This is a genomic window from Bradyrhizobium sp. HKCCYLS1011, assembly GCF_051167795.1.
GTDB lineage: Bacteria > Pseudomonadota > Alphaproteobacteria > Rhizobiales > Xanthobacteraceae > Bradyrhizobium.
On the sequence record NZ_JBNPTT010000001.1, the window covers coordinates 498,252 to 518,392 of the forward strand.

The window sequence follows — 20,141 nt, forward strand, 5'->3', positions numbered from 1 at the left end:
CACAAACGGATGATTCGCGTACCGCTTCAGCCGGAAAAATCCGATTGTGTCAGCTCGATCGGCTTGCCGTGCGGGGTACGGTCCGCGGCCCGATCCCAGGCCTCGCGATAGCGCGTCAGGGTTGTAGCCGAAGTGACACCTTTTTCGGCCACCAGCCGCTCCAGGGTCGCGAGCCAATGCAAGTAATAGGTCTCTCCGGTGTCGGCATCGCCTTCTGCTTGCGCGCGCGTAATTTCCTGGGCCAGCGCGGAGGCCCATTCCGGCCAGGTGAACAAGCCGCGCGTATGCAGCGAGACCGCGATCGCGAAGGCATGCGCTTCCCACGGCGCACGAAACACCGGACCGTCATCATCCCGTGGAATGCCGGGAACGGCATGGGCCGCCTGTTGCGCGGCATTGCGATCCGCGCTCATCGCGCCGGCTCCAGATAGGGCTCGAAGGCATCGACCGTGACTTCGAGCATCGGGTCGGGCGCGTCAGGCCAAAGCTCCGCGCCGCTGAACGATACCGTGTAGAGCCATTGCGGATCTTCGCCGGTGCCGTTGGCGTTGCTGTCGGGGAAGACATGCACGCCTCTGACCGCTTCGATCCGCCCGATATGGCCGCGCACGTAGCGAGGCAGGCGCGTATGGGTCGGCGGATGAATATCCTTGGCACGCACGGGATCGCCGACTTTGAACAGCGCCGGCGCGACAGGCCCGCGCTCGGTCGGGCCGCCCCGATGCAGCACCGCAGCGACATCAGCCGCGGTCAGGATCTTCGGCACAGCCTTGCCCGGATGCAGCAAGTGTCCGGCGGCGACCTCATCGGCCTCGACCAGATGACGTTCGAGCAGCAGCTTCTGCAGGCCGGCGAGCCAGATCTCGTAGTAGCTCATGCCGAGATAGTCGGCCGCAGGCCGGTTCTCGCGCGCAAAGCGCGACATATCGATGTTCCAGCCACCCGGCATCGCCATCGCCAAGGTGATCGCAAACGCCCGTCGCTCCCATTCGGCGTGAAACACCGGCTCGTTCGGCTCAGGCTTCACCGGGCCGGACCAGGGCACGCCGCCCATGTCATGCGCACCGTCCATCACGCCACCTCGCCGGGCTGCTTCGGCAGGCCGGTGCCGATCATGCTGTCGCGGGTGACCAGCTCGGAGAGCTTCTCTTCGCTCCAGCCCTCGGTGCCTTCGGGCCGCAGCGGCAGCACGAAATAGCGGATCTCCGCGGTCGAATCCCAGACGCGGATCTTGGTCGTCGGCGGCAGCTCGAAACCGAAATCCTGCAACACGCCGCGCGGATCCTTCACCGCCTTGGCGCGATAGGGCGCCGATTTGTACCAGACCGGCGGCAGACCCAAGACCGGCCAGGGATAGCAGGAGCACAGCGTGCACACGACCATGTTGTGCAGCTCGGGCGTATTCTCGACCGCGACGATATGCTCGCCCTGGCGCCCGGCATAGCCGAGCTCGCCGATGGCGGGCGTCGCATCGGCCAGCAGGCGGGCGCGAAAAGCGGGATCGGTCCAGGCGCGCGCCACCACGCGGGCGCCGTTGCGCGGACCAACCTTGGTCTCATATGTTTCGATCAGGACGTCGAGCGCGGCCGGATCGATATAGCCCTTTTCGGTGAGGATGGATTCGAGCGCACGAACGCGCAGCTCGGTCTCGGACAGCTCCGAGTGGTCATGGTCATGATGGTGATCAGTCATGATTCAACCATAGGCGCAATCAAGCCGGGCTGTCGAGCGGACCGTGCATGAGCGCAATGGCCTCAATGTGGCGCCCCGTGGCGCACACTCGCATAGAATTCATCGCGACGGCGGTTCAAAATCCGCCGTGGATGTGGTTCCTGGTTCCCGCGGCGCGCGGCGAGCGCGCGATCCCAGCACTTGCGAATTCAAGGACTGCCAATGCCGAACGATGTGTCCCGCCGCGATTTTGCCAAGCTGGCCGGTCTCGCCGCACTGGGGACGTCCAGCGATGCGGCCGCGGCCAAGGCGGAGGAGAGGCCCGTGACCAACGATATTCTGCGCCAATTCCCGCATGATTTCGTCTGGGGCACCGCGACCTCGTCCTATCAGATCGAGGGTGGTGCCCAGGCGGACGGCCGCGGCCCTTCGATCTGGGACGTGTTCAGCCATGCGCAGGGCAATATCGAGGACGGCAGCAACGGCGACGTCGCTTGCGACCACTATCATCGCTACAAGGACGACGTTCGCCTGATCAAGGAGCTCGGCTGCAAGGCGTATCGGTTTTCCATTGCTTGGCCGCGGTTGTTTCCGGACGGCGACGGCAGGCCAAATCCGAAAGGCCTGGATTTCTACAACAGGCTGGTGGACGAGCTGCTTGCCAACGGCATCACGCCCTATGCCACGCTCTACCACTGGGACCTGCCGCAGGCACTGCAGGAGCGCGTCGGCGGTTGGCGCTCGGCCGACACTGCGAAGGCCTTCGCGGACTATTCCGGCTATGTCGCCGAGCATCTGACCGACCGCGTCAAGACCGTCTTCACCGTGAACGAATGCGGGCGCTTCATCCCGTTCGGCTACGGCCTCGGCATCGACGCGCCCGGACTGAAGCTGCCGCAGGCCGAGGTGAACCAGGCTCGCCATCACGTGGCCTTGGCGCATGGGCTCGCAGTACAAGCGATCCGCGCCAAGGGGCGCGCCGGGACACGGGTCGGCATGGCCGAGAATATCACCGCCTGCGTGCCGGCGATCGACACGCCGGAGAACATCCGTGCCGCCGAGATTGCGACGCGCGAGCTGAATGCCGGCTTCCTCAACGTGATCCTGGAAGGCCGCTATACCGACGCCTTCCTGGCCTGGGCGGGGAAGGATGCGCCGAGATTCACGGCGGAGGAGCTGAAGACCATCGCGGCGCCGGTCGATTTTGTCGGACTCAACATCTACGCGCCGCAGGCCTATGTGGTCGCGAGCGACCGCGCGCCCGGCTTCGACGTGCTGCCGATGCCGGCCTCGTTTCCGCACATGAGCTCGCCCTGGCTTAGGATCGGGCCGGAGACCGCCTATTGGGTGCCGAGGCTCGCCGCCAAGATCTGGAATCTGAAGACCGTCTATATCACCGAGAACGGCACCTCGTCCGACGACCAGATGACACCCGACGGCAAGGTCCACGACCTCGACCGCGTAATGTATCTCCGCAATTATCTTGGACAGCTGCAGCGCGCGACTGCCGAGGGCGTGCCGGTCAAGGGTTACTTCCTGTGGAGCCTGATGGACAATTTCGAATGGGTGTTCGGCTATCGGCAGCGCTTCGGCATCTACCATGTCGATTTCGACACCCAGGTGCGCACACCCAAGCTCAGCGCATCCTTTTACCGCCATGTGATCGCGAAAAATGCGCTGTTGGTGTGAGGCGCACTAAACCACCGTCATGATTCGCTCGGAAGATGCGCTGCTGGTCTTGTAGCTTCAAAAGTTGCATGGTGGCCGGCAGGCAGAAAGATCGTCCGGGAGATCCGACATGATGCGCATGACGCTCATCCTCAGCCTGCTCTGCAGCGTGCTGTGCCTGCATCCGGCAAGGGTGATGGCCTGGGGCTATCAGGGTCATGAGGTGGTCGGCGCGATCGCCGATGAGCTGATCAAGGACAATGCCAACGCCAGCAAGCAGGTGCATGACATCCTCAACAGCCCGCTGCCATCCGCTGACGAGATCAAGGACCAGCAGGACCTGCTGCCCAGCAAGAGCGATTTGAAACTGCAGCAGGCCGGCCCCTGGGCCGACTGCGTCAAGTCCGTGGTCCACCACGACGGCGACCGCTTCAAATACGAGCTCGATCCCAACCATCCGGAATATGAGACGCCCTGCATTCCCTTCAACTCGGCGCTGGAGCGGGCGCGGATGGAGGACTATGTGAAGCACAATTGGACCGCGCCGGACTGCACCTATCAGCCGTTAGGCTTCGAGCAGGGGTGCCACAACAACTATCATTTCGCCGACGTGGCGATCCAGCGCGACAGCTACGACCGCAGCGATCTCGGCACCAGCTCACACGATGTGGTCTCGGCCATCAATGCAGCGATTGCGGTCCTGACCGATCAGACGCCCGCGCCGCCTTTCAAAATCCGCGACAAGAAGGAGGCGCTGCTGCTCTTGACGCATTTCGTCGGCGACCTGCATCAGCCGCTGCATGTCGGCGCGGTCTATCTCGATGCGCAGAGCGGCGCGCGAGTCGATCCCGACGCCGCGCATGCGATCGACCCGACGACAGAAACGGCCGGCGGCAATTCCATCAAGGACGAGAACGTCGTCCTGCATGGCGAATGGGACGACATCCCGTTCGATCTCGGGCTGAAGGCCACCGCCGAACTGATGACGAGCGCCCGCGCGGTGCCGGCTGACACCACGCCGATGGACGGCTGGGCCGCGCTATGGGCGACCGACACGCTGAAAGTCGCGCAGGACGCGTTCGGCGGCCCGAGCTTCGGCCCGAAGGGGACAGATCACAAGTGGCCGGTCTCGTATGGCAGCCCCGAGAAGCACATGGCCTATCTGCACCATATGGATGAGGTGAAGCGACAGCAGCTCGCCAAGGCCGGCGCGCATTTGGCGGAGATCCTCAACACGATCTGGCCGAAAAACTGACAGAGGAGCTGAGCCGGCCAGGCGCGGGGCGGAACGTCACGGTATCGGCCGCCGAGCGGCGCCGCATGCCCAAAACTTCAGCCTGAGGGCAGGGACGCATGGGTGGACAAGTGCCACGCGCCGCTTTAATTTCGAACGAAAAGGGAACGATTCGGCTGAACCTTCGTGCCGGGCGCGTAGCTGCGCCCGAGGGAGTAGGTGTTGCTGTTCCGATACCTCCATGATGACGCGTTTCTCGCCTTCTCGCGGGAGCACAAGCATCTCTATGCAGCCTGCCTGCTCGACCTGTACGAGCGCTTCTTCTCGGGCGCGCCGGCGTTTCCCACGCCGCAGGAGGTGACGCATGCCATCTACGACGTCATGCGCGCCAATCCGACGCTGTGGAACGAGGACGACGATTTCGGCGACCCGCTGCCGGAGGTGATCTCGGCCGGAAGGCGCCGCATCAAGCGCGCTGGCAGCGGGATGTCAGAGGAGTCCGACCGGGCGTTGGAGATCGCCCGCCAGGTCTATGCGCGGCTGGTCGGCTGGGGCTGGCTCGAGGAGGAGGAATACGGGCTTCGCGTCACCGTCGACATGTCGATGGGGCCGCTGCTCGTCGTCCAGCGGCTGGCGAGCCTGAACAAGGACGTCTCGCAGCGCTTCGGCGGCCTGATCGTGACCGTGCGGCTCAACCTGGAGGCCGTGGAGAAACTCGCGCCTGACGTGACCGACCGCAAGCAACGGGAGGTCGCGCTCGCCGTCCGGGAGGCCCGCAACCAGGTTGACCATTTCACCAAGAGCCTGCGCGCCATCCTGTCCGACCTTAAGCGCATCCGCCGCGCGGTCATGGATTCGAAAACGGTCGGCGACCGGCTGGAGGCGTTCTTCGAGGAGTTCGTCGGGCAGCTGCTGTTGCGGGATTTCGAGTCGATCCTCACCTTCAACCACCCCTATCGTTTCAGGGATGCGATCGTCGATCTGGCGCGGCGGATTGCGCATACGCCACCGACGATGCAGGTCTTGGCCGAGGAGTACAAGGCGTCCGGCATCTCGCCTTCCATGGCCGAGGCGGCACGCGACGCCGAGGACGATCTGCTGGCGATCGAGAGCACCTTCGGCCAGATCGGCGAGATGTTCGAACGGATCGAGTCGTTCCGTCGCCAACTGGAAGGGCGGGTCCGCAACACCATCAAATATGCCGAGCGCGGCACCCAGGGCCTGGTCGGCCGCGCCGGCGATATCGTGCGCCGGCTGGACCGGCTGCTCGCGCTGGGACGGCACACGCCGGCGACCGTGGAGTGGAGCCTGGAGCCGTTGCGCTCGCCCTGGTCGGAATATCAGCATGCGCCGAGCCGCGAGCCCCGAAAACCGATGGAGGCGCAGGCGCTCGGCGAGCGGCCGAGCGATCCGCTCTACGAGATCAGGAAGCAGCTTCGGCTCGAGTACATCGCCCGCGTCGCGCCGGGTCCGGCGCAGATCCGCTCCTTCCTGGAGCGGCAGGTGCCGGACGGCGGCATGCGCGAGGCGCGCTTCATCGCGCTCTCGACAATCGACGATTTCCTCGCCTTCGATGCCGCGCGCCGCCTTGCTCTGGGCCGGGACGTGCCCGCCGAGATCGCCCGGCATTTCGAACTGGAATTCGCGCCCAATACGCCGCCCCATGACAGCGAATGGCTGCGCTGCGCCAACTTCATCATCCGCCGGCGTGCCGCGACAGCGATGAGACGCATCCATGCTCAGTGAATTCGAGGCCATCGAACGCACCTATGGCGCCGAGCGCGCCGGCGATCTGCGCAAGGCGCTGCATTTCCTGCTGCGGCGGCAGTTCGTGTTCGCCGGCGATCCGCGTTCGGCCACCGTCTACAACACCGTCATGGACGGCCGCTTCCGGGCCGTCGTGGACGGCTTCTTCGACAGTTGCGGCTACCGCGTTCATCGCGACGCCGAGGCGCAATGGGCCGGGATCACCGCCATGGGTGAGGACGTGCCGCTGCCGCGGATGAGGCTGGACGAGACCATCGTGATCCTGGTGCTGGCGGCACACTGGCAGGACGAGGTCAATGTTGGTGCGGTCGAGGATCGCGCGGTTGTCGTGACAACGCTCAACACGCTGTTCGACCGCTACAAGGACATGGTGCACCGGAACGGCTCCAACGCGATCACGCCGTCGCGCTTCCGCGAGGTCCTCAAAGAAGCCTCACAACGCGGCCTGGTCGATCTCGGCGATCTCGATGCGGAGGCGCAGGACCTGGAGGTCGCGATCCGCCCGATGATCAAACTGATCTCCGGTGCCGATGCCCTGCAGCGGATCGAGCGCTATGTCCGCTCGCAGGAGGTGGGCCTCGCCGTGGTCGAAGGAGACGACGCATGATGGAGCTGCGTCACATCGCCATGGTGAACTGGCATCTGTTCGACATCGAGGATGTCGAGATCACCGGCCATGTCGGCGTCTTCGGCGAGAACAGGTCCGGCAAATCGACCATTCTCGACATGGCGCAGGTGGTGCTGACCGGCGGCAACCGCAATGTCCAGCGGCTCAACGCAGTCGCGGGCGACAAGGGCCGCAGCCGCAGCGCGTCGAAGCGCAGTGTGCTCGACTACTGCCTGGGAACGCTGGGCGAGGATCAGCGCAAGCGCGACCAGGCCCGCACCTATATCTGCCTCGGCTTCGTCGACAGCGAGGGCCAGCGCGATCCCGTCACGATCGGCATGGCGATCGAGGCGCGCCGCTCGGAGAGCAGCGAGACCGTGCTCGGGCGTTTTGTTGTCACCGGCAAAATCCTGACGTCGGACGATTTCATCGACAAGCGGGACGGCAAGAAATTTCCCGCCGAATGGGATGCCGTCCGCAACCGCATCATCGCATCTGTCGGGCAGGGCAACTTCGTCAATCACCGCGACAAGGCGATCGACTACGTCCGCGAATATATGCGCAAGCTGGTGCCGCACGTCTCGGTGGTCGGCGAGCAGAACGCCAATGCGCTGCAGAAGGCCGTTGTCAACGCGATGACGCTCGATCACGACCAGACCGCGACCGAGTTCGTCCGCAACTACGTTCTCGAGCGCAACAACATGCGGGTCGGCGAGCTGCGCGAGTCGATCCGGACCTACCGCAACATCAACGACACCATCAAGACCATGCGCGAGAAACTGGAGGCGCTTCTCGCTCTTCGCGCCATCATCGCTGAGCTTGCCGGCGCCTATGAGCGGCGGGCCTGCGAGCAATGGATCGCGCGGCGCGGCTCTTGGCTATCGGCCCGCGCCGCCTATCAGATCCAGATGGCAAAATTTGCCGAGGAAGCGGCCAAGCGCGATGCGGCCAAGGCGGAGATGGACTTTCTCGACCAGGACATCGAGGCGATCGACACTGAAATCCGCAGGCTCGAGCGGGCGATCGCCGAGCATGACGCCAGGACCGGGCGGAATGCACTTGCGCAGGCCCGTGACGCGGCGGGACAGGCGATGCAGCGGGCGGTGGCTGCCTTCGAGGCACGGCTTAGCCGGCTGCGCGCGCTCGAACCGCTCTGCGCCATGACCGGATACGGGTTTGACGATCTCATCCCACCGCTCTCGCAAGCAACGAAAACCGGCCGAGATGCGGCGATCGATCGCGCGACGACGGTGCTGGTCGAGGCGGAAGCCAAACTGCTGTCGCAAGATCCGGCGCTGCTTGACAAGGTCGACGAGTCGCGCCGCCGGCTGATCCGGCAGGCCGACGATGAGCGTGCGCGCGCCGAGCAACTCCGGGAGCGGCTGCGCATCCATTCGAGCGGAGCAGGGGCCGCGCATCTCAGTGATGTCACGCTGCACCTCTGTCGCAAACTGCGGCAGGCCAACATGGTGCCGCGGATCCTCTGCGAGTTGGTCGAAGTCGCAGACGAGTCCTGGACAGCCGCCGCCGAAGGCCTGCTCGGCCGCGACCGCGAGGCCGTGTTCGTTGATCGCTCCGACATCGCGCAGGCGACTGCGCTGTTCAAGGAAGGCCGGCGTGAGTTCCGCGGCGCCTCGCTGGTCAGCCTGAACAAGCTCGATCCGCTCAAGGTGCCGCCGCTGCCCGGCACGTTTCCTTCACTGTTCAAATCCGACGACGCCGACGCATTGGCCTTCATTTCACGGCGGCACGGATCGGTGCGCCTCGCTGACACGCTTGCGCAGTTCAACGAGCCGGGCCGGGCGATCATGCGCGACGGCCTCTACGATGACGGCCTGGTCCGCTCCCACCGCGCCGCCGAACTTGCCTCGTTCAAGATCGGCAAGTCAGCGCAAGCGCGCCTCGCGAACGAGATGCGGGACGAGGTCGAGCGGCTGACGGATCAGTGCGCACGCAGCGAGGCGGCCGCGAGATTGGCCGACAAGGCCTATGGTGAGCTGCGCCGCTTTTTTGACGACCGATCTGTCACCTTCGAGTCGATCATCGCCGACTTCGCGAAGGCCCGGCAGGAGAATGACGAGATTGCCGAGCGCATGACTGCGCTCGACGGCGAGGGCGATGGCGGGTTGCGCGACAAGCGGCGGGAGCAACGCAAGCTGCGCGAGCACAGGATCGAGCAGAAACGAAGCCAGCAGCACGCCTTTAATACGCATCTGGTCGAGGCCGGGAAGGCAGAGGGCGTGATCGGAGGCGGAGAAAACATTCCGGGGTCCCGGCTCAGCGTCAAGCACGCCTGGAATTTATTTGGCAAGACCTTGCTACTGTACGATCGGCTCGCGGGGCGCGCGACCTATCGCAACCGGATCGATGCCGCCCCAAAGCGGCCGGATGCGGATCGCCACCGCGCCATTGCCGATGCCGCGACAAAGGCAGCCGAGGCCGCCGAGACCGAGCGCAACCGGATCGAACGCGACGTACGCCGCGCGCTTGGTGCTTATTTCGACAAGTTCGGCGTCGTGACGCAGGTCGGCGTTGAGAGCGAGCCGCTCGGTGAAGTCAAGCCGTGGATGGATCTTCTGATCGAGGAGATGGAAACCAGCGAGCTGCGCAAATATGAGAGCCAGGCGCGCGAGGCGGCAGAGAAGGCCGCGACCCTGCTGCGTGGCCAGTTCATCAACGCGCTGACCTCCAGGATTGCGAAAATGGAGCGCGAGCTGACCGCGATGAACCGCGGTCTCGCCGATCACCCGTTCCACAATGAGAAGTATTCGTTCCATCACACCCGGTTGGCCGAATTCCAGCCGATCCTGAAGATCATCGAGATCGGCAAGACCTCTCCGGAAGCGCTCGACATGCTGTTTCGGGGCGACGAGGTGCCCGAGGATTTTCCGCACCGGGACACATTGCGCGAGATCGAGGTGCTGCTGGAAGATCCCGAAAAGGATTTCAGCGAGTTCGAGGACTATCGCAACTTCTTCACCTTCGAGATCGTCATGGAGGACATCGTCAGCGGACGCAGGACCCGCTGGGAGACGCGGCGCGGCACCGGCTCGGGTGCCGAGCAGCAGGTGCCGATCTATGTCTCGATCGGCGCCTCACTGGCGTCGGTCTATGGCGGCGGCGGCCGGCATGGCGAGCGCGCGCCGGGCATGGCGCTCGCGATCTTCGACGAGGCCTTCTCCAAGATGGACGGCAAGAACCAGCGGCAGATGATGAGCTTCTACAAGAAGCTCGGCCTGCAGATCATCATCGCCGCGCCGAACGAGAAGCGCGTGGCCGTTCTGGAGCACATCGACACCGTGATCGAGGTCGACCGGATCGGCGAGAGCGCCCGTGCGAGCGTCGCGCAATTGAAGGAGCGCGCCCGCGCCGAGCTGAGGGCGATGGATCCGGACCTGCTGTCGGATGATGAATTGAAGAAGCTGGCAGCCGAGTAGGGCGATGGGACGGCGATTTTCCGATGCCGAGGCGCTCTTGTCCCATCTGCTGGACCGGCGCGAGGACGGCATCGCTGATCCGACCGCTCGTCCCGATTTTTCACCACTCGATAACGTCTCGGAGATCGACTGTTTCGTCAGGCGGCTCGAGGAGGCCGAGTCCGCTGGTGCCATCCGCATCGTCAAGGGGAAGGGGCGCGACAGCGACCAGATCAAGCTTGTCCGATTGCAGGATACCGTGCGGCTCTATGATCTGCTCGAACGCCGTCCAGTCGCAGAACTCGCTGTAGCGGCGACCGAACGGTTGCGCGACGGGCTCGATGTGCCGGATGCGCTTGCCCCCTCGATTGCCGCGATCAGCGCGCAATGGGAGCGTGGCCGTCCATGGCAGGGCTTTGCTGCAGCAGATGTTGATCGGTTGCGGACCGCGTTGATGCTCGCAACAGCCATTCTCCACGACAAGCACAAAGGCACAGACTACCGGACCTTCTCGCGCAAGATCGCCGGCGACAGCAAGGCGTTGGAGAGACTCGAAGGAGCAGTTGTCAGGCTGTTGGGCTTGACGCTCGAGCTGCCGCCGGGAGCGCGTCCGCGCGATGCGCTCAGGACGCTCGGACTGGAGAAGTTCGCGCCGCCACTGCTTCTGGCCGGTCGTCTCGATTTCGACAGCGCCGAGCTGTCTCTGATACGGCCGGCCTATTTCGGTATCCCGCCGCAGGAGGCGTCGCGCATCCGCTTGCACGAGACGCCACGCTACGTGCTGACGATCGAGAACTATGCCAGCTTCCACCGACATATCGCAGAGGCCGATCGCGACAGCATGGGCGTGACGATCTTTGTCGGCGGCTATCCGTCGTTGGCGACGCAGGGTGCGTTGCGCGCGCTTGCGGGTCTGGTGCCAGGCAATGTGCCGTTCTTTCATTGGTCGGACATCGATCCTGACGGCACCTGGATCTTCCGAACCATCGAGCGGATCATCGCGCGGCCGTTGCGGCCACATCTGATGACGCCGGAGCTTGCCGAGGTGTTCGGACGGTCGCCCGACGATCCGAGCCGGCCGCCGAGACAGGTGGAAAACACCGCAATTGCAGCTCTGACAACTTATCTGTCGAGCGAGGGCGCCAAATGGCTGGAGCAGGAAGAGCTCGATCCGGCAATGCCCGTGTAGGACCGTTCTCCGCGCAGGCTGCGGTCAATCGCCACATGCGATCATCACCCCGCATTGATGAGATGGGTTGCCACAAGCGGCGATTGCGGCGGCTGATGCGGCCAACACACACCGTGCAACTCTTTTGAGTTGGCCGCCGCTCCTTACGGCACGATTCACACACTTGCCGTAAACACATGGTGCAGCCTGAGTTCCGGCCCCATCAATCGAGATGCCTTCATGCGGATGTTTGCTCCTTCGACTGCCGTCGCCCAACGCGCCGGTATGCTGTTCTGTGTCCTTTTTGGCCTGTCCATGCCGACCCATGCGCAGACGGTGACACCCGAGCAGCCGGCGCAGGCCGCGGCGGACAAGCCGGACGAAACAAAACCGGTCGCGTCCGACGAGAAGCCGGCGCCTGCCGAGCAGAAGCCGGTGGCTGGTGCGGCGGAGCAACCCGCAGCGACGGCGGACAAGGCGGCCGAGAACAAGGCCCAGGCCGAGCCGCAATCGGCGCCGGTGAAAGCTGACGCTGCAGATGCGAAGGATCAGCCGGCCTCCGCCGCAGAGACTCCAGCGCGCAGCGATGAGAAGCCGGCGGCGGCTGAGCAGAAGACCGCTACGCCAGCCATCGTCGAGGAGAAGAAGGAGCCGGAAAAGCCGGTTCAAGCCGAGGAGAAGCCTGCTGCTGTGCAGGGGAAACCGGTTGCTGCGCCCGAGCCTGCCGCTGCGCAGAGCGAGAAAGCTCCCGCGCCTGAGACGAAGCCGGCCGACGCTGCGGAGAAGGCAGCTGTGCAGGACAAGCCAGCCGACGCCGGCGCGCCATCTCCTGCGCCGGAAAAACCTGCTGTCGCGGAGGACAAGAAGCCAGCCGCAGCCCCGCAAGAATCCAAAGCCCCGCTGGATTCCAAGCCGGCGGCGGCACAGGACAAGCCGGCTGCAGCGCAGCCGACGGCTTCAGAAGCGAAAGAGGCGAAGCCTGCGGCCACACCAAAACCAGCCGACAAGCCGAAGCCAGCTGCGGTTGAAGAGAAGCCGGCCGCCAAGCCCAAAGCGGCGACGCATTCAGAACATGCGGATGATGATGCGCCCAAGCACCGCAAGCATCACGCGCGCAGCGACGATGACGAGCCGGTCAAACGCAAGCGTCATGCGCATGTCACACACAAGCCCAAGGCGCATCAGAGGTGCACCCAATTCCGCACCTATGACGAGGATCGCGGCACCTATAGGGGATACGACGGGCGCATCCATTCCTGCAGGTAAGCTCGGACCGATCCGGCATAGCTGTTCGCGCCGGCTCACACCGACGCGCCAGCATGCCAGATTCTAACACGTGCGGCGGGCGCCGCGACGAGCGCAGCCCGGCGGTGACGGACTGATCATCGTCATCTTGCAGTCTCAAGTTGTGCCGCCTTGCACGACATCCCGGTTTCACGATACCATCGTTATTGCGTTGGGGATTTCGGGGGAGTGGGGCTCGTGCAAAGGTTGATCGTTGCTGCCGGCGCGATGGTGCTGGCGGCGCTCGTGGCGTTGTCCGCGTTTGCGCAATCGGCGCCGCCGAGCGAAGCTGCCCGCAAAGCGGAACTGAAGGCCGCCTGGCAGGCGGCGAGCCAGGCCGGCACCGACGGCCCCAGCGATATCACGCTGATCGACCAGGGTTCGCTGAAGCTGCCCGCCGACCATTTCTTCGTCCCGAAGAGCGAAGGCCTGCGTCTGCTGCGCGCGCTCGGCAACGTCGTCGATGATGCGACATTCGTGGGGCTGGTGCTCGGAAAGCGTCAGAACGACCAGTGGATGGTGGTGATCCGCCATATCAAGGAAGGCTACATCAAGGAGGACGACGCCAAGAACTGGAATGCGGACGACCTCCTGAAGAACATCAGCGCCGGCGTCGAGCATGCGAACCAGGACCGCGCCGCGCGCGGCTTTCCCGAGATGCAGGTGATCGGATGGATCGAGCCGCCGACCTACGATGCGAACGCGCATCGTCTGGTGTGGTCGCTCTTGGGCAAGGACAAGGGCGAGGCGGACGACGCGCCGAAGAACGTCAATTACAACACCTACGCGCTCGGACGTGACGGCTATTTCAGCTTGAACCTGTTATCCGGATCCGATCGGATCGCGAACGACAAGGCGGTCGCGCATGAGCTGCTGTCCGATCTCTCTTACAACCCGGGCAAGCGCTATGAGGATTTCAGCGCGAGCACGGACCGGATCGCCGAATATGGGTTGTTGGCCTTGGTTGGCGGCGTCGCGGCGAAGAAGCTCGGACTGCTCGCGCTCGCCGGCGCCTTCGTCCTGAAGTTCGCCAAGCTGATCATTTTCGGCGTGGTCGGCGCAGGGGCTGCCATCATGAATTTCTTCCGTCGCAAGCCGCGCAGCGACAACGCCGGCGGAGCCGCGTGAGGCGCCAACTGCGTCAGCCATCCCGACTCATTCAGCCCAGGGTGCGCCTCATCTCGATCCTGCTATCGGCACGACATGAACGTCATTCACAACGTTGTTGAACTGAATTCAGTGGATTGACAGCAAGGTCCACGGCAAGCGAATTGCAGCCCCGCTGCGTGGCGTCGCGGCTGCTCCTTGGGCCGAAATTTGCTTGCGGCGCGACCAATTGGACGCAGAGTGGACAAGCGTAGTTCGGGCAGGGGCGGCACATTTCTCAGGCGCAGCTTGAGCCGACCGTCGTTCTGAAGAGGGCAGTTGAATGGATTCACCTTTGCCGGAAAGCGAGACGGGTCAAGTCGCAGCCAATTCGAGCGATAAGCCGAAGACGCAACCTTCGACGCGTGCACCCGCCGTCATCGTGGCGCTGGTGGTGACAGGCGTCGCCGCGTTATCGATCTGGTATCTGATGCGGCCCGAGCCGTTGCTGGTGCAAGGCGAGGTCGACGCCACCCGCATGGATATCGCAGCCCGCATCGATGGACGTGTCGCCGAGATTCCGGTGGCGCGCGGGCAGAACCTTCCGTCCGGCGCGGTGCTGGTGAAGATCGACAACCCCGAGACCCTGGCCAAGCTCAGGGATGCCGAAGCTGCGAAGGTCGTTGCGCAGGCGCAGCTCGCCCATATCGAGGCCGGCACGCGCGTCGAAACCATTGCCGCGCAGAAAGCAGCCTATGAGCGCGCGCAGGCGGCGGCGACGCTGGCGCAGAAGACGTTCGATCGCGTCCACGAACTCTTTGGGCTTGGCCACGCGCCGCAGGCACAGCTTGACCTCGCGACGGACCGGCTGCAGGAGAGCCAGCGCGCGGCAGACCAGGCCAAATCGGCCTATGATCAGGCCGTCAACGGCGCCACGCGCGAGGAGCGGGCGCTGGCCGCAGCCAGCGTGCAGAAGGCGACCGCTGATATCGCCAGCGTGCAGGCACTGGTCGACCAGATGACCGTCACCGCGCCCGTTGCCGCTCAGGTCTATCAGCGCAACGTCGAGCTCGGCGAATATGTCTCGCCTGGGGTGCCGCTGCTCACTTTGATCGATCTCAGCGACATCTGGCTGCATTTCGATCTGCGCGAGGATCTCGTCAGGGCGCTGAAGGTCGGCGACCGTTTCGAGGTGCGGGTGCCGGCGCTGGGCGACCGCGCGATCACCGCCGAAGTGAAGCTGATCGCGACCCGCGGCGAGTATGCGAGCTGGCGGGCCACCCGCGCGACCGGCGCGTTCGACCTGCGCACCTTCGAGGTCCGTGCTTATCCGGTCGAGAAGGTGCCGGAGCTGCGCCCCGGAATGAGCGTCTACGCCGACTGGCGGAGCCGATGATGGCATCCGTGCCCAAGCCGGGTTTCCGCCTGGTCGTCACCCGCGAATGGCGCTGGATGCTGCGCGACCGCGTGATGCCGATCCTGGTACTCGGGGTTCCGCTCCTCGCCGTCATCGTGCTCACCGCGGTGTTCAGCCATCAGGTGATGCGCGGCCTCGGCGTTGTCGTGGTCGACGACGACAGGACGCCGACCGCGGCCACGTTCATTGAATCCGTCGCGGCGTCGCCGACGCTGGCGATCGTTGCCCGCCCGGCCGATTTGTCGGCCGCGGCCCGTGCGATCCGATCGGGCGAGGCCGGGGCGGCGGTCTACATCCCCGCGAATTTCGAGCGCGATTTGCAGGCCGGCCGCCGGCCGCAGGTCACGGCCTTCTACAATCAGCAGGCACTCACTGCGGCGGGCGTGGCCTCCCAAGGATTGTCCGATGCGTTGCATGCCGCAGCGAGCCACGTGGCCGCAGCCGGCCATAGCGCACCTTCGCGGCATCGGATCGGCACGCTCGCCGTCGAGCAGATCGCGCTCACCAATCCCGAACGCAATTATGCGCAATATCTGGTTCGCGCGCTGCTGCCCGTGGTTCTGCACATCGTGGTCGCCATCAGCGCCGGCTACGCGGTCGGCTCCGAGTTCCGGCGCCGCAGCTTGCGGGCTTGGCTCGCCTGCGCGGGCGGCAATCCCATCACCGCGCTCGCCGGCAAGCTGACGCCATTGTTCATCCTGTTCATCGGCATGATGGGCGTGCTGACGCTGGTGATCGAAGGCGTGTTCGGGATTCCATTCCGGGGCGACCTGCCGATGATGCTGGTCGCCGCGCTGCTGTTTCTGATCGCCTATCTCGCGCTTGGCGCGCTGTTGCAGTTGGTGACCCGCGAGCTTGCGACGGGGCTTGCGCTCACCGGCCTGATCGTGTCGCCGGCATTCGGCTTTGCCGGCGTCGGATTTCCCGTGATCGGCATGAACAGCTTTGCACAATATTTCGGCGCGCTGCTGCCCTTGCGCTGGTACATGTCCATGCTGTTTGGCCAGGCGGCCTGCGGCCTGCCGGTGCAGGCGAGCGCACAGCCGTTTGCAGCACTGGCTTGCTTGGCGGCCCTCTTTGTCATCCTGGCAGTGTGGCGGCTCCACGCGATCCAGCCTACCGCCCGGAGCGCGCGGACGTTGGAACGCGGGCCGGAGGATCCGGCGCTGCCGCAGCGCGACTTTGGCGGCGTTTTCGCAACCGAATGGCGTCGGGTCCTGTCGAATCGCAGCGTGTTCTCGACCCTGATGCTCGCGCCGCTCATCTACGGCATCTACTACCCGCAGCCCTATCTGACGCAAATTCTCCACGAGGTCCCGGTGGCGGTGGTCGACAACGACCTCACCCATCTCAGCCAGGACATCGTGCAAGCCCTCGACGCTAGCGGAACGGTGCGCGTCGCGGTCCGCGCACAGACCCTGGAGGAGGCGCGCGCGGCGCTTCAGCGCGGAAAAGTGTTCGCGATCCTCGGCATTCCGCCCGGTACTGAACGCGACGTGCTCAAAGGCGACATCGCCCATCTGCCGTTCTATGCCGACGCGACCTATCTCCTGATCTTCAAGGCGACCGCCGCCGGCGTGGCGTCTGCGGTCGCGACACTTTCGGCTGATCTGACCAGCCTCGGCGCGCGCAGCGAGGGCAGCCTCGCCAAGGCCTCTCTCGCCTCGGCAAGCCCCGCTGACATCCTGATCCAGCCGATCTTCAACCCGACCGGCGGCTACGCGAGCTATATCGTGCCCGCGGCGTTCGTGCTGATCATTCAGCAGACGCTGCTGATGGGGGTTGCGATGCTGACGGTGGGCGGGTTAGCGGCGTACCGTCCGCTGCCCACTGTGATTGGCCGCGCGGTCGCTCACTTGACATTGTCGTTGCCGGCGCTGGCGTTGTTTCTTGTGGTCCTGCCGCGCGTCTACGGCTTCTCGACGCTCGGCCAGACCCCGGCGCTGTTTGCGCTGGCGGCCCCATTCATCCTCGCCACCAGCTTTCTGGGCCAGGCTGCTGGCGCCTGGTTCAAGCAGCGCGAGACAGCCGTCCTGCTGTTTCTCGCCACCAGTATTCCGCAGCTCTTTGTCGTCGGCTTTGCCTGGCCGCGCGAGGCGATCCCTGCACCGGTCCTGACGGCAAGCCGGATATTCCCCTCCGACTTCGCCATCGACGGGCTGTTGCGGGTCAACCAGATGGGGGCCGATCTCAACGAAGTTTGGCCCGACTGGCGCGGCCTCTGGCTGATGACGTTGGTGTATTTCATCCTGGCCTGGCTGTCGGCAAGATGGCTTCAAGGGAGGCGGACCTATGGCTAGCATACGCACCCGGCTTCGCCGCCGCCGGCTGATCGGGCTGGCGGTGCTCGCTGCGCTGGCTGGCGGCGCCGCCTACCTGGTCTGGCGGCCGGAGCCCGATCTGCCAGTGGTCGGCATGGTCCGCTCCACCGAGATCAGGATTGCTCCCGCGGTCGGAGGTCAGCTCGCCGCCATCAAGGTCACGCGCGGTCAGCACGTGAAGGCCGGCGACGTGCTCGCTGAGCTCGGCGCGCCTGAGCTTGCGGCGGCGATCGTGCAGGCCCGCACGGCAGGCGACGTGGCGCGCGCCTCACGGGCTCATGTTTATGCCGGCGCGCGCGAGGAGCAGGTCGCGATGCTCGCGGCGGAAATGCGCAAGGCGCAATCGCGCCAGGACTATGCGACGCAGCAGCTCGGCCGCACCTCGCAGCTGGCGCATGATGATTTCGCCTCGCCGGCGGCGCTCGACCAGGCGAATGCCGATGCCGACACGGCGCGCGCCGATGTTGCGGAGGCCGAGGCCAATCTTGAATCGGCCAAGGCTGGACCGACGCGTGAAGAGCGCGGCATTGCCGATGCCCAGGTGGACGCTGCCGGCACGGCGCTGCGCGTATTGGAGCGACGCTTCGACAAGACCATCCTGCGCGCTCCGTCGGACGGCATCGTGGGCGTGATCGTTGCCGAAGTCGGCGAGGCTGTGCAGGCTGGCCAGCCCGTGCTCACGATCGAGGCCGTCGCGCAGCCCTGGCTTTCCTTCAACGTGCGAGAAGATCGCCTCCACGGCCTCACCTTGGGCACGAAGGTCGATCTCGTCGCCTCCGGTCATGATGGCCACTTTGCCGGCGTCGTCACGGAGTTGTTGCCGCTCGGCGAATTCGCGATCTGGCAGGCCGCGCGTGCGGTCGGCGATCACGATCGCAGCACGCTGCGCATGCGCATCGACCCGCTGCCCGATGCACCTGCACTCGAACCCGGAATGACGGTGCATCTCCTGCGCTAAGCGCGATCGGGATCCATGCGCGCCGTGCTGCATGGACGCGGCGGCGAGCGAGGTCGCGCTGCGACGCTGTCGCCGCACGCAACGCAAGATCAGGTTCTCTCTCACCTAGATCGCGGCCTGATGATCGATGACGGGGTGCGCCGGGCTGATCATATCGGGCAGCATCGCCGGCCGGCCCTGCAAGAGCTGCGTCGCCAGCGCCGCACATTGGTTGCGGATATCGGGAATGGCCATGATCTCCCAGAAGGCCGCGCGCGTGAGCGGACCAACCGCAAACAGCCGTTGCGACGGCAGGCCGTCGGCGCGCACGATGGCGCAGTCGGGCGTGATGTCGATGCCGATGCGGAGCACGTCAGGCCGCGCCAGGCCCTGGTCGAACAGGCTGCGCACGGCGACATTGGTGGTCGCACGGGGATCTCGCACGATACCGGTGCAGTCGACGATGGCACCGACTTCCATGCTCTCGATCTCGGATCGGCCGCGTCGACGATAATGGACGCGCGCACCGCTGATGCCGCCGTCGATGCCGACCAGCTTGGCCGCCTTGATCGTCAACTGTCCGTCGGCGATCACCGCCGCGATGCGCGCTTCGACTTCCGGCGCCATGCGATGCCGGTGGACGTCCCACCAGGCTCGGGCATGTTCCAGGAAGCTGCGCTTGGCGGAGAGCGGCAGCTCGCGCCACAGCCGATGACTGAAGGGTCTGATCGCGTCGATCACGCTGCGCCAATCACCACCGTCCACCGCATGCGCGGCGATCCGTTGCCGGAACCAGCGCAACAGCCTGCTGGCGCCGATGCCGAACGGCACATCCTCCTCGCGCAACGAAAGGGGCGCCGTGCGCCGATGGCCTTTGGCCATCAGGCCACGGCGGGACATTGCGATGATGGGACCGTGATGTCCTTCGCGCAGCAAGGTGAGCACGTAGTCAGCCATGCTGAGGCCGGTGCCGAGGATCAGCACGGTTGTGTCCTTGCCGAAGCCGGGAACGGATGGCGATATCCAGGGATCGGCATGCCAGGCGGATCGCGCGGTTGCCGCGTCATGGCCGGTCGCGAGCACCGCAACGTCGCCGACGAGGCGCGATCCGTCGGCGAGGCTCACTGTGACGTTGCCCCAGCCTTCGCTCACCGCCACGCATTCGCCGCGCAGGATCGTCAGTCGCTGCGCACCGTGCTGAGGCGACAGAAACGGATCAACGAGGCTCGTGACGTAATCGCCATAGAGGCGGCGAGGGACGAAGCAATACGGATCAGGACAGAGTGGCGCGCCCTTCGCGCCCGTCGACAGCCAGCGCCAGAAATGGTCGGGGTCGTCGGGGAGCGCGCTCATATTGGCGGCGCGAACGTTGAGAAGGTGTTCGGAGTTGCCGGTATGATAGGCAAGCCCGCGGCCGATCTCGCTGCGCTTCTCGATCAGCGTTACGCGGAAGTCCGAATCCGGATGTTGTAGCAGCTGATAGGCGAGCAGGACGCCTGATGCGCCGCCGCCAATGATGATTGCGTGTCGGTCTGGAGCGCAGCTCATGGATGGGCGCCTCTTTG

At 65.1% G+C, this 20,141-nt stretch carries 15 protein-coding genes; 11 read left to right on the forward strand and 4 right to left on the reverse strand.

Going from position 1 to position 20,141, the window contains the following annotated elements:
• Positions 1 to 26: 26 nt before the first annotated feature.
• Genes ACQR1W_RS02325 through nthA form a run of 3 tightly spaced genes read right to left on the reverse strand, consistent with a single transcriptional unit; the run spans position 27 to position 1,692 of the window.
• Positions 27 to 413, reverse strand: coding sequence for a nitrile hydratase accessory protein (locus ACQR1W_RS02325; protein WP_434849293.1), 387 nt, complete (start codon positions 411 to 413; stop codon positions 27 to 29).
• Positions 410 to 1,072, reverse strand: a complete 663-nt coding sequence (nthB, locus tag ACQR1W_RS02330; RefSeq protein WP_434849294.1) for a nitrile hydratase subunit beta — start codon at positions 1,070 to 1,072, stop codon at positions 410 to 412. The genes ACQR1W_RS02325 and nthB overlap by 4 nt, the downstream gene beginning before the upstream one ends.
• The gene (gene nthA, locus ACQR1W_RS02335; protein ID WP_434849295.1) at positions 1,072 to 1,692 is read right to left on the reverse strand and encodes a nitrile hydratase subunit alpha; all 621 of its coding nucleotides are present in this window, start codon (positions 1,690 to 1,692) and stop codon (positions 1,072 to 1,074) included. The genes nthB and nthA overlap by 1 nt, the downstream gene beginning before the upstream one ends.
• A 201-nt stretch (positions 1,693 to 1,893) precedes the next feature.
• Here nthA and ACQR1W_RS02340 point away from each other — a divergent pair, with 201 nt between their 5' ends.
• From ACQR1W_RS02340 to ACQR1W_RS02390, 11 genes are all read left to right on the forward strand, one after another.
• Positions 1,894 to 3,360, forward strand: coding sequence for a GH1 family beta-glucosidase (locus ACQR1W_RS02340; RefSeq protein WP_434849296.1), 1,467 nt, complete (start codon positions 1,894 to 1,896; stop codon positions 3,358 to 3,360).
• Between the two features lie 109 nt (positions 3,361 to 3,469).
• A complete protein-coding gene (locus tag ACQR1W_RS02345; protein ID WP_434849297.1) occupies positions 3,470 to 4,594 on the forward strand; it encodes a S1/P1 nuclease in 1,125 nt (374 codons plus the stop codon).
• Between the two features lie 198 nt (positions 4,595 to 4,792).
• Positions 4,793 to 6,319: a Wadjet anti-phage system protein JetA family protein gene (locus tag ACQR1W_RS02350; RefSeq protein ID WP_434849298.1), complete on the forward strand. Its 1,527-nt coding sequence runs from the start codon at positions 4,793 to 4,795 to the stop codon at positions 6,317 to 6,319.
• Positions 6,309 to 6,947 carry a DUF4194 domain-containing protein gene (locus ACQR1W_RS02355; protein ID WP_434849299.1) on the forward strand — a complete coding sequence of 213 codons (639 nt, stop codon included), beginning with the start codon at positions 6,309 to 6,311 and terminating at the stop codon, positions 6,945 to 6,947. Before ACQR1W_RS02350 ends, ACQR1W_RS02355 begins: the two co-directional genes overlap by 11 nt.
• A complete protein-coding gene (locus ACQR1W_RS02360; protein ID WP_434849300.1) occupies positions 6,944 to 10,384 on the forward strand; it encodes an SbcC/MukB-like Walker B domain-containing protein in 3,441 nt (1,146 codons plus the stop codon). Before ACQR1W_RS02355 ends, ACQR1W_RS02360 begins: the two co-directional genes overlap by 4 nt.
• Before the next feature lie 4 nt (positions 10,385 to 10,388).
• The gene (locus ACQR1W_RS02365) at positions 10,389 to 11,552 is read left to right on the forward strand and encodes a Wadjet anti-phage system protein JetD domain-containing protein (protein ID WP_434849301.1); all 1,164 of its coding nucleotides are present in this window, start codon (positions 10,389 to 10,391) and stop codon (positions 11,550 to 11,552) included.
• Positions 11,553 to 11,771: 219 nt separating this feature from the next.
• Positions 11,772 to 12,797: a hypothetical protein gene (locus ACQR1W_RS02370; RefSeq protein WP_434849302.1), complete on the forward strand. Its 1,026-nt coding sequence runs from the start codon at positions 11,772 to 11,774 to the stop codon at positions 12,795 to 12,797.
• 216 nt (positions 12,798 to 13,013) lie between these two features.
• Complete coding sequence (locus tag ACQR1W_RS02375; RefSeq protein ID WP_434849303.1) at positions 13,014 to 13,943, forward strand: DUF2167 domain-containing protein; 930 nt, start codon at positions 13,014 to 13,016, stop codon at positions 13,941 to 13,943.
• A 301-nt stretch (positions 13,944 to 14,244) separates the two neighbouring features.
• On the forward strand, positions 14,245 to 15,297 hold the full coding sequence (locus ACQR1W_RS02380) for an HlyD family secretion protein (protein WP_434849304.1): 1,053 nt from the start codon (positions 14,245 to 14,247) through the stop codon (positions 15,295 to 15,297).
• Complete coding sequence (locus ACQR1W_RS02385; RefSeq protein WP_434849305.1) at positions 15,297 to 17,618, forward strand: ABC transporter permease; 2,322 nt, start codon at positions 15,297 to 15,299, stop codon at positions 17,616 to 17,618. The genes ACQR1W_RS02380 and ACQR1W_RS02385 overlap by 1 nt, the downstream gene beginning before the upstream one ends.
• The gene (locus tag ACQR1W_RS02390; protein WP_434849306.1) at positions 17,611 to 18,597 is read left to right on the forward strand and encodes an HlyD family secretion protein; all 987 of its coding nucleotides are present in this window, start codon (positions 17,611 to 17,613) and stop codon (positions 18,595 to 18,597) included. The genes ACQR1W_RS02385 and ACQR1W_RS02390 overlap by 8 nt, the downstream gene beginning before the upstream one ends.
• Positions 18,598 to 18,702: 105 nt before the next feature.
• On the opposite strand, the gene ACQR1W_RS02395 is transcribed toward ACQR1W_RS02390, so the two are convergent.
• Positions 18,703 to 20,124, reverse strand: coding sequence for an FAD/NAD(P)-binding protein (locus ACQR1W_RS02395; RefSeq protein WP_434849307.1), 1,422 nt, complete (start codon positions 20,122 to 20,124; stop codon positions 18,703 to 18,705).
• Positions 20,125 to 20,141: the final 17 nt, after the last annotated feature.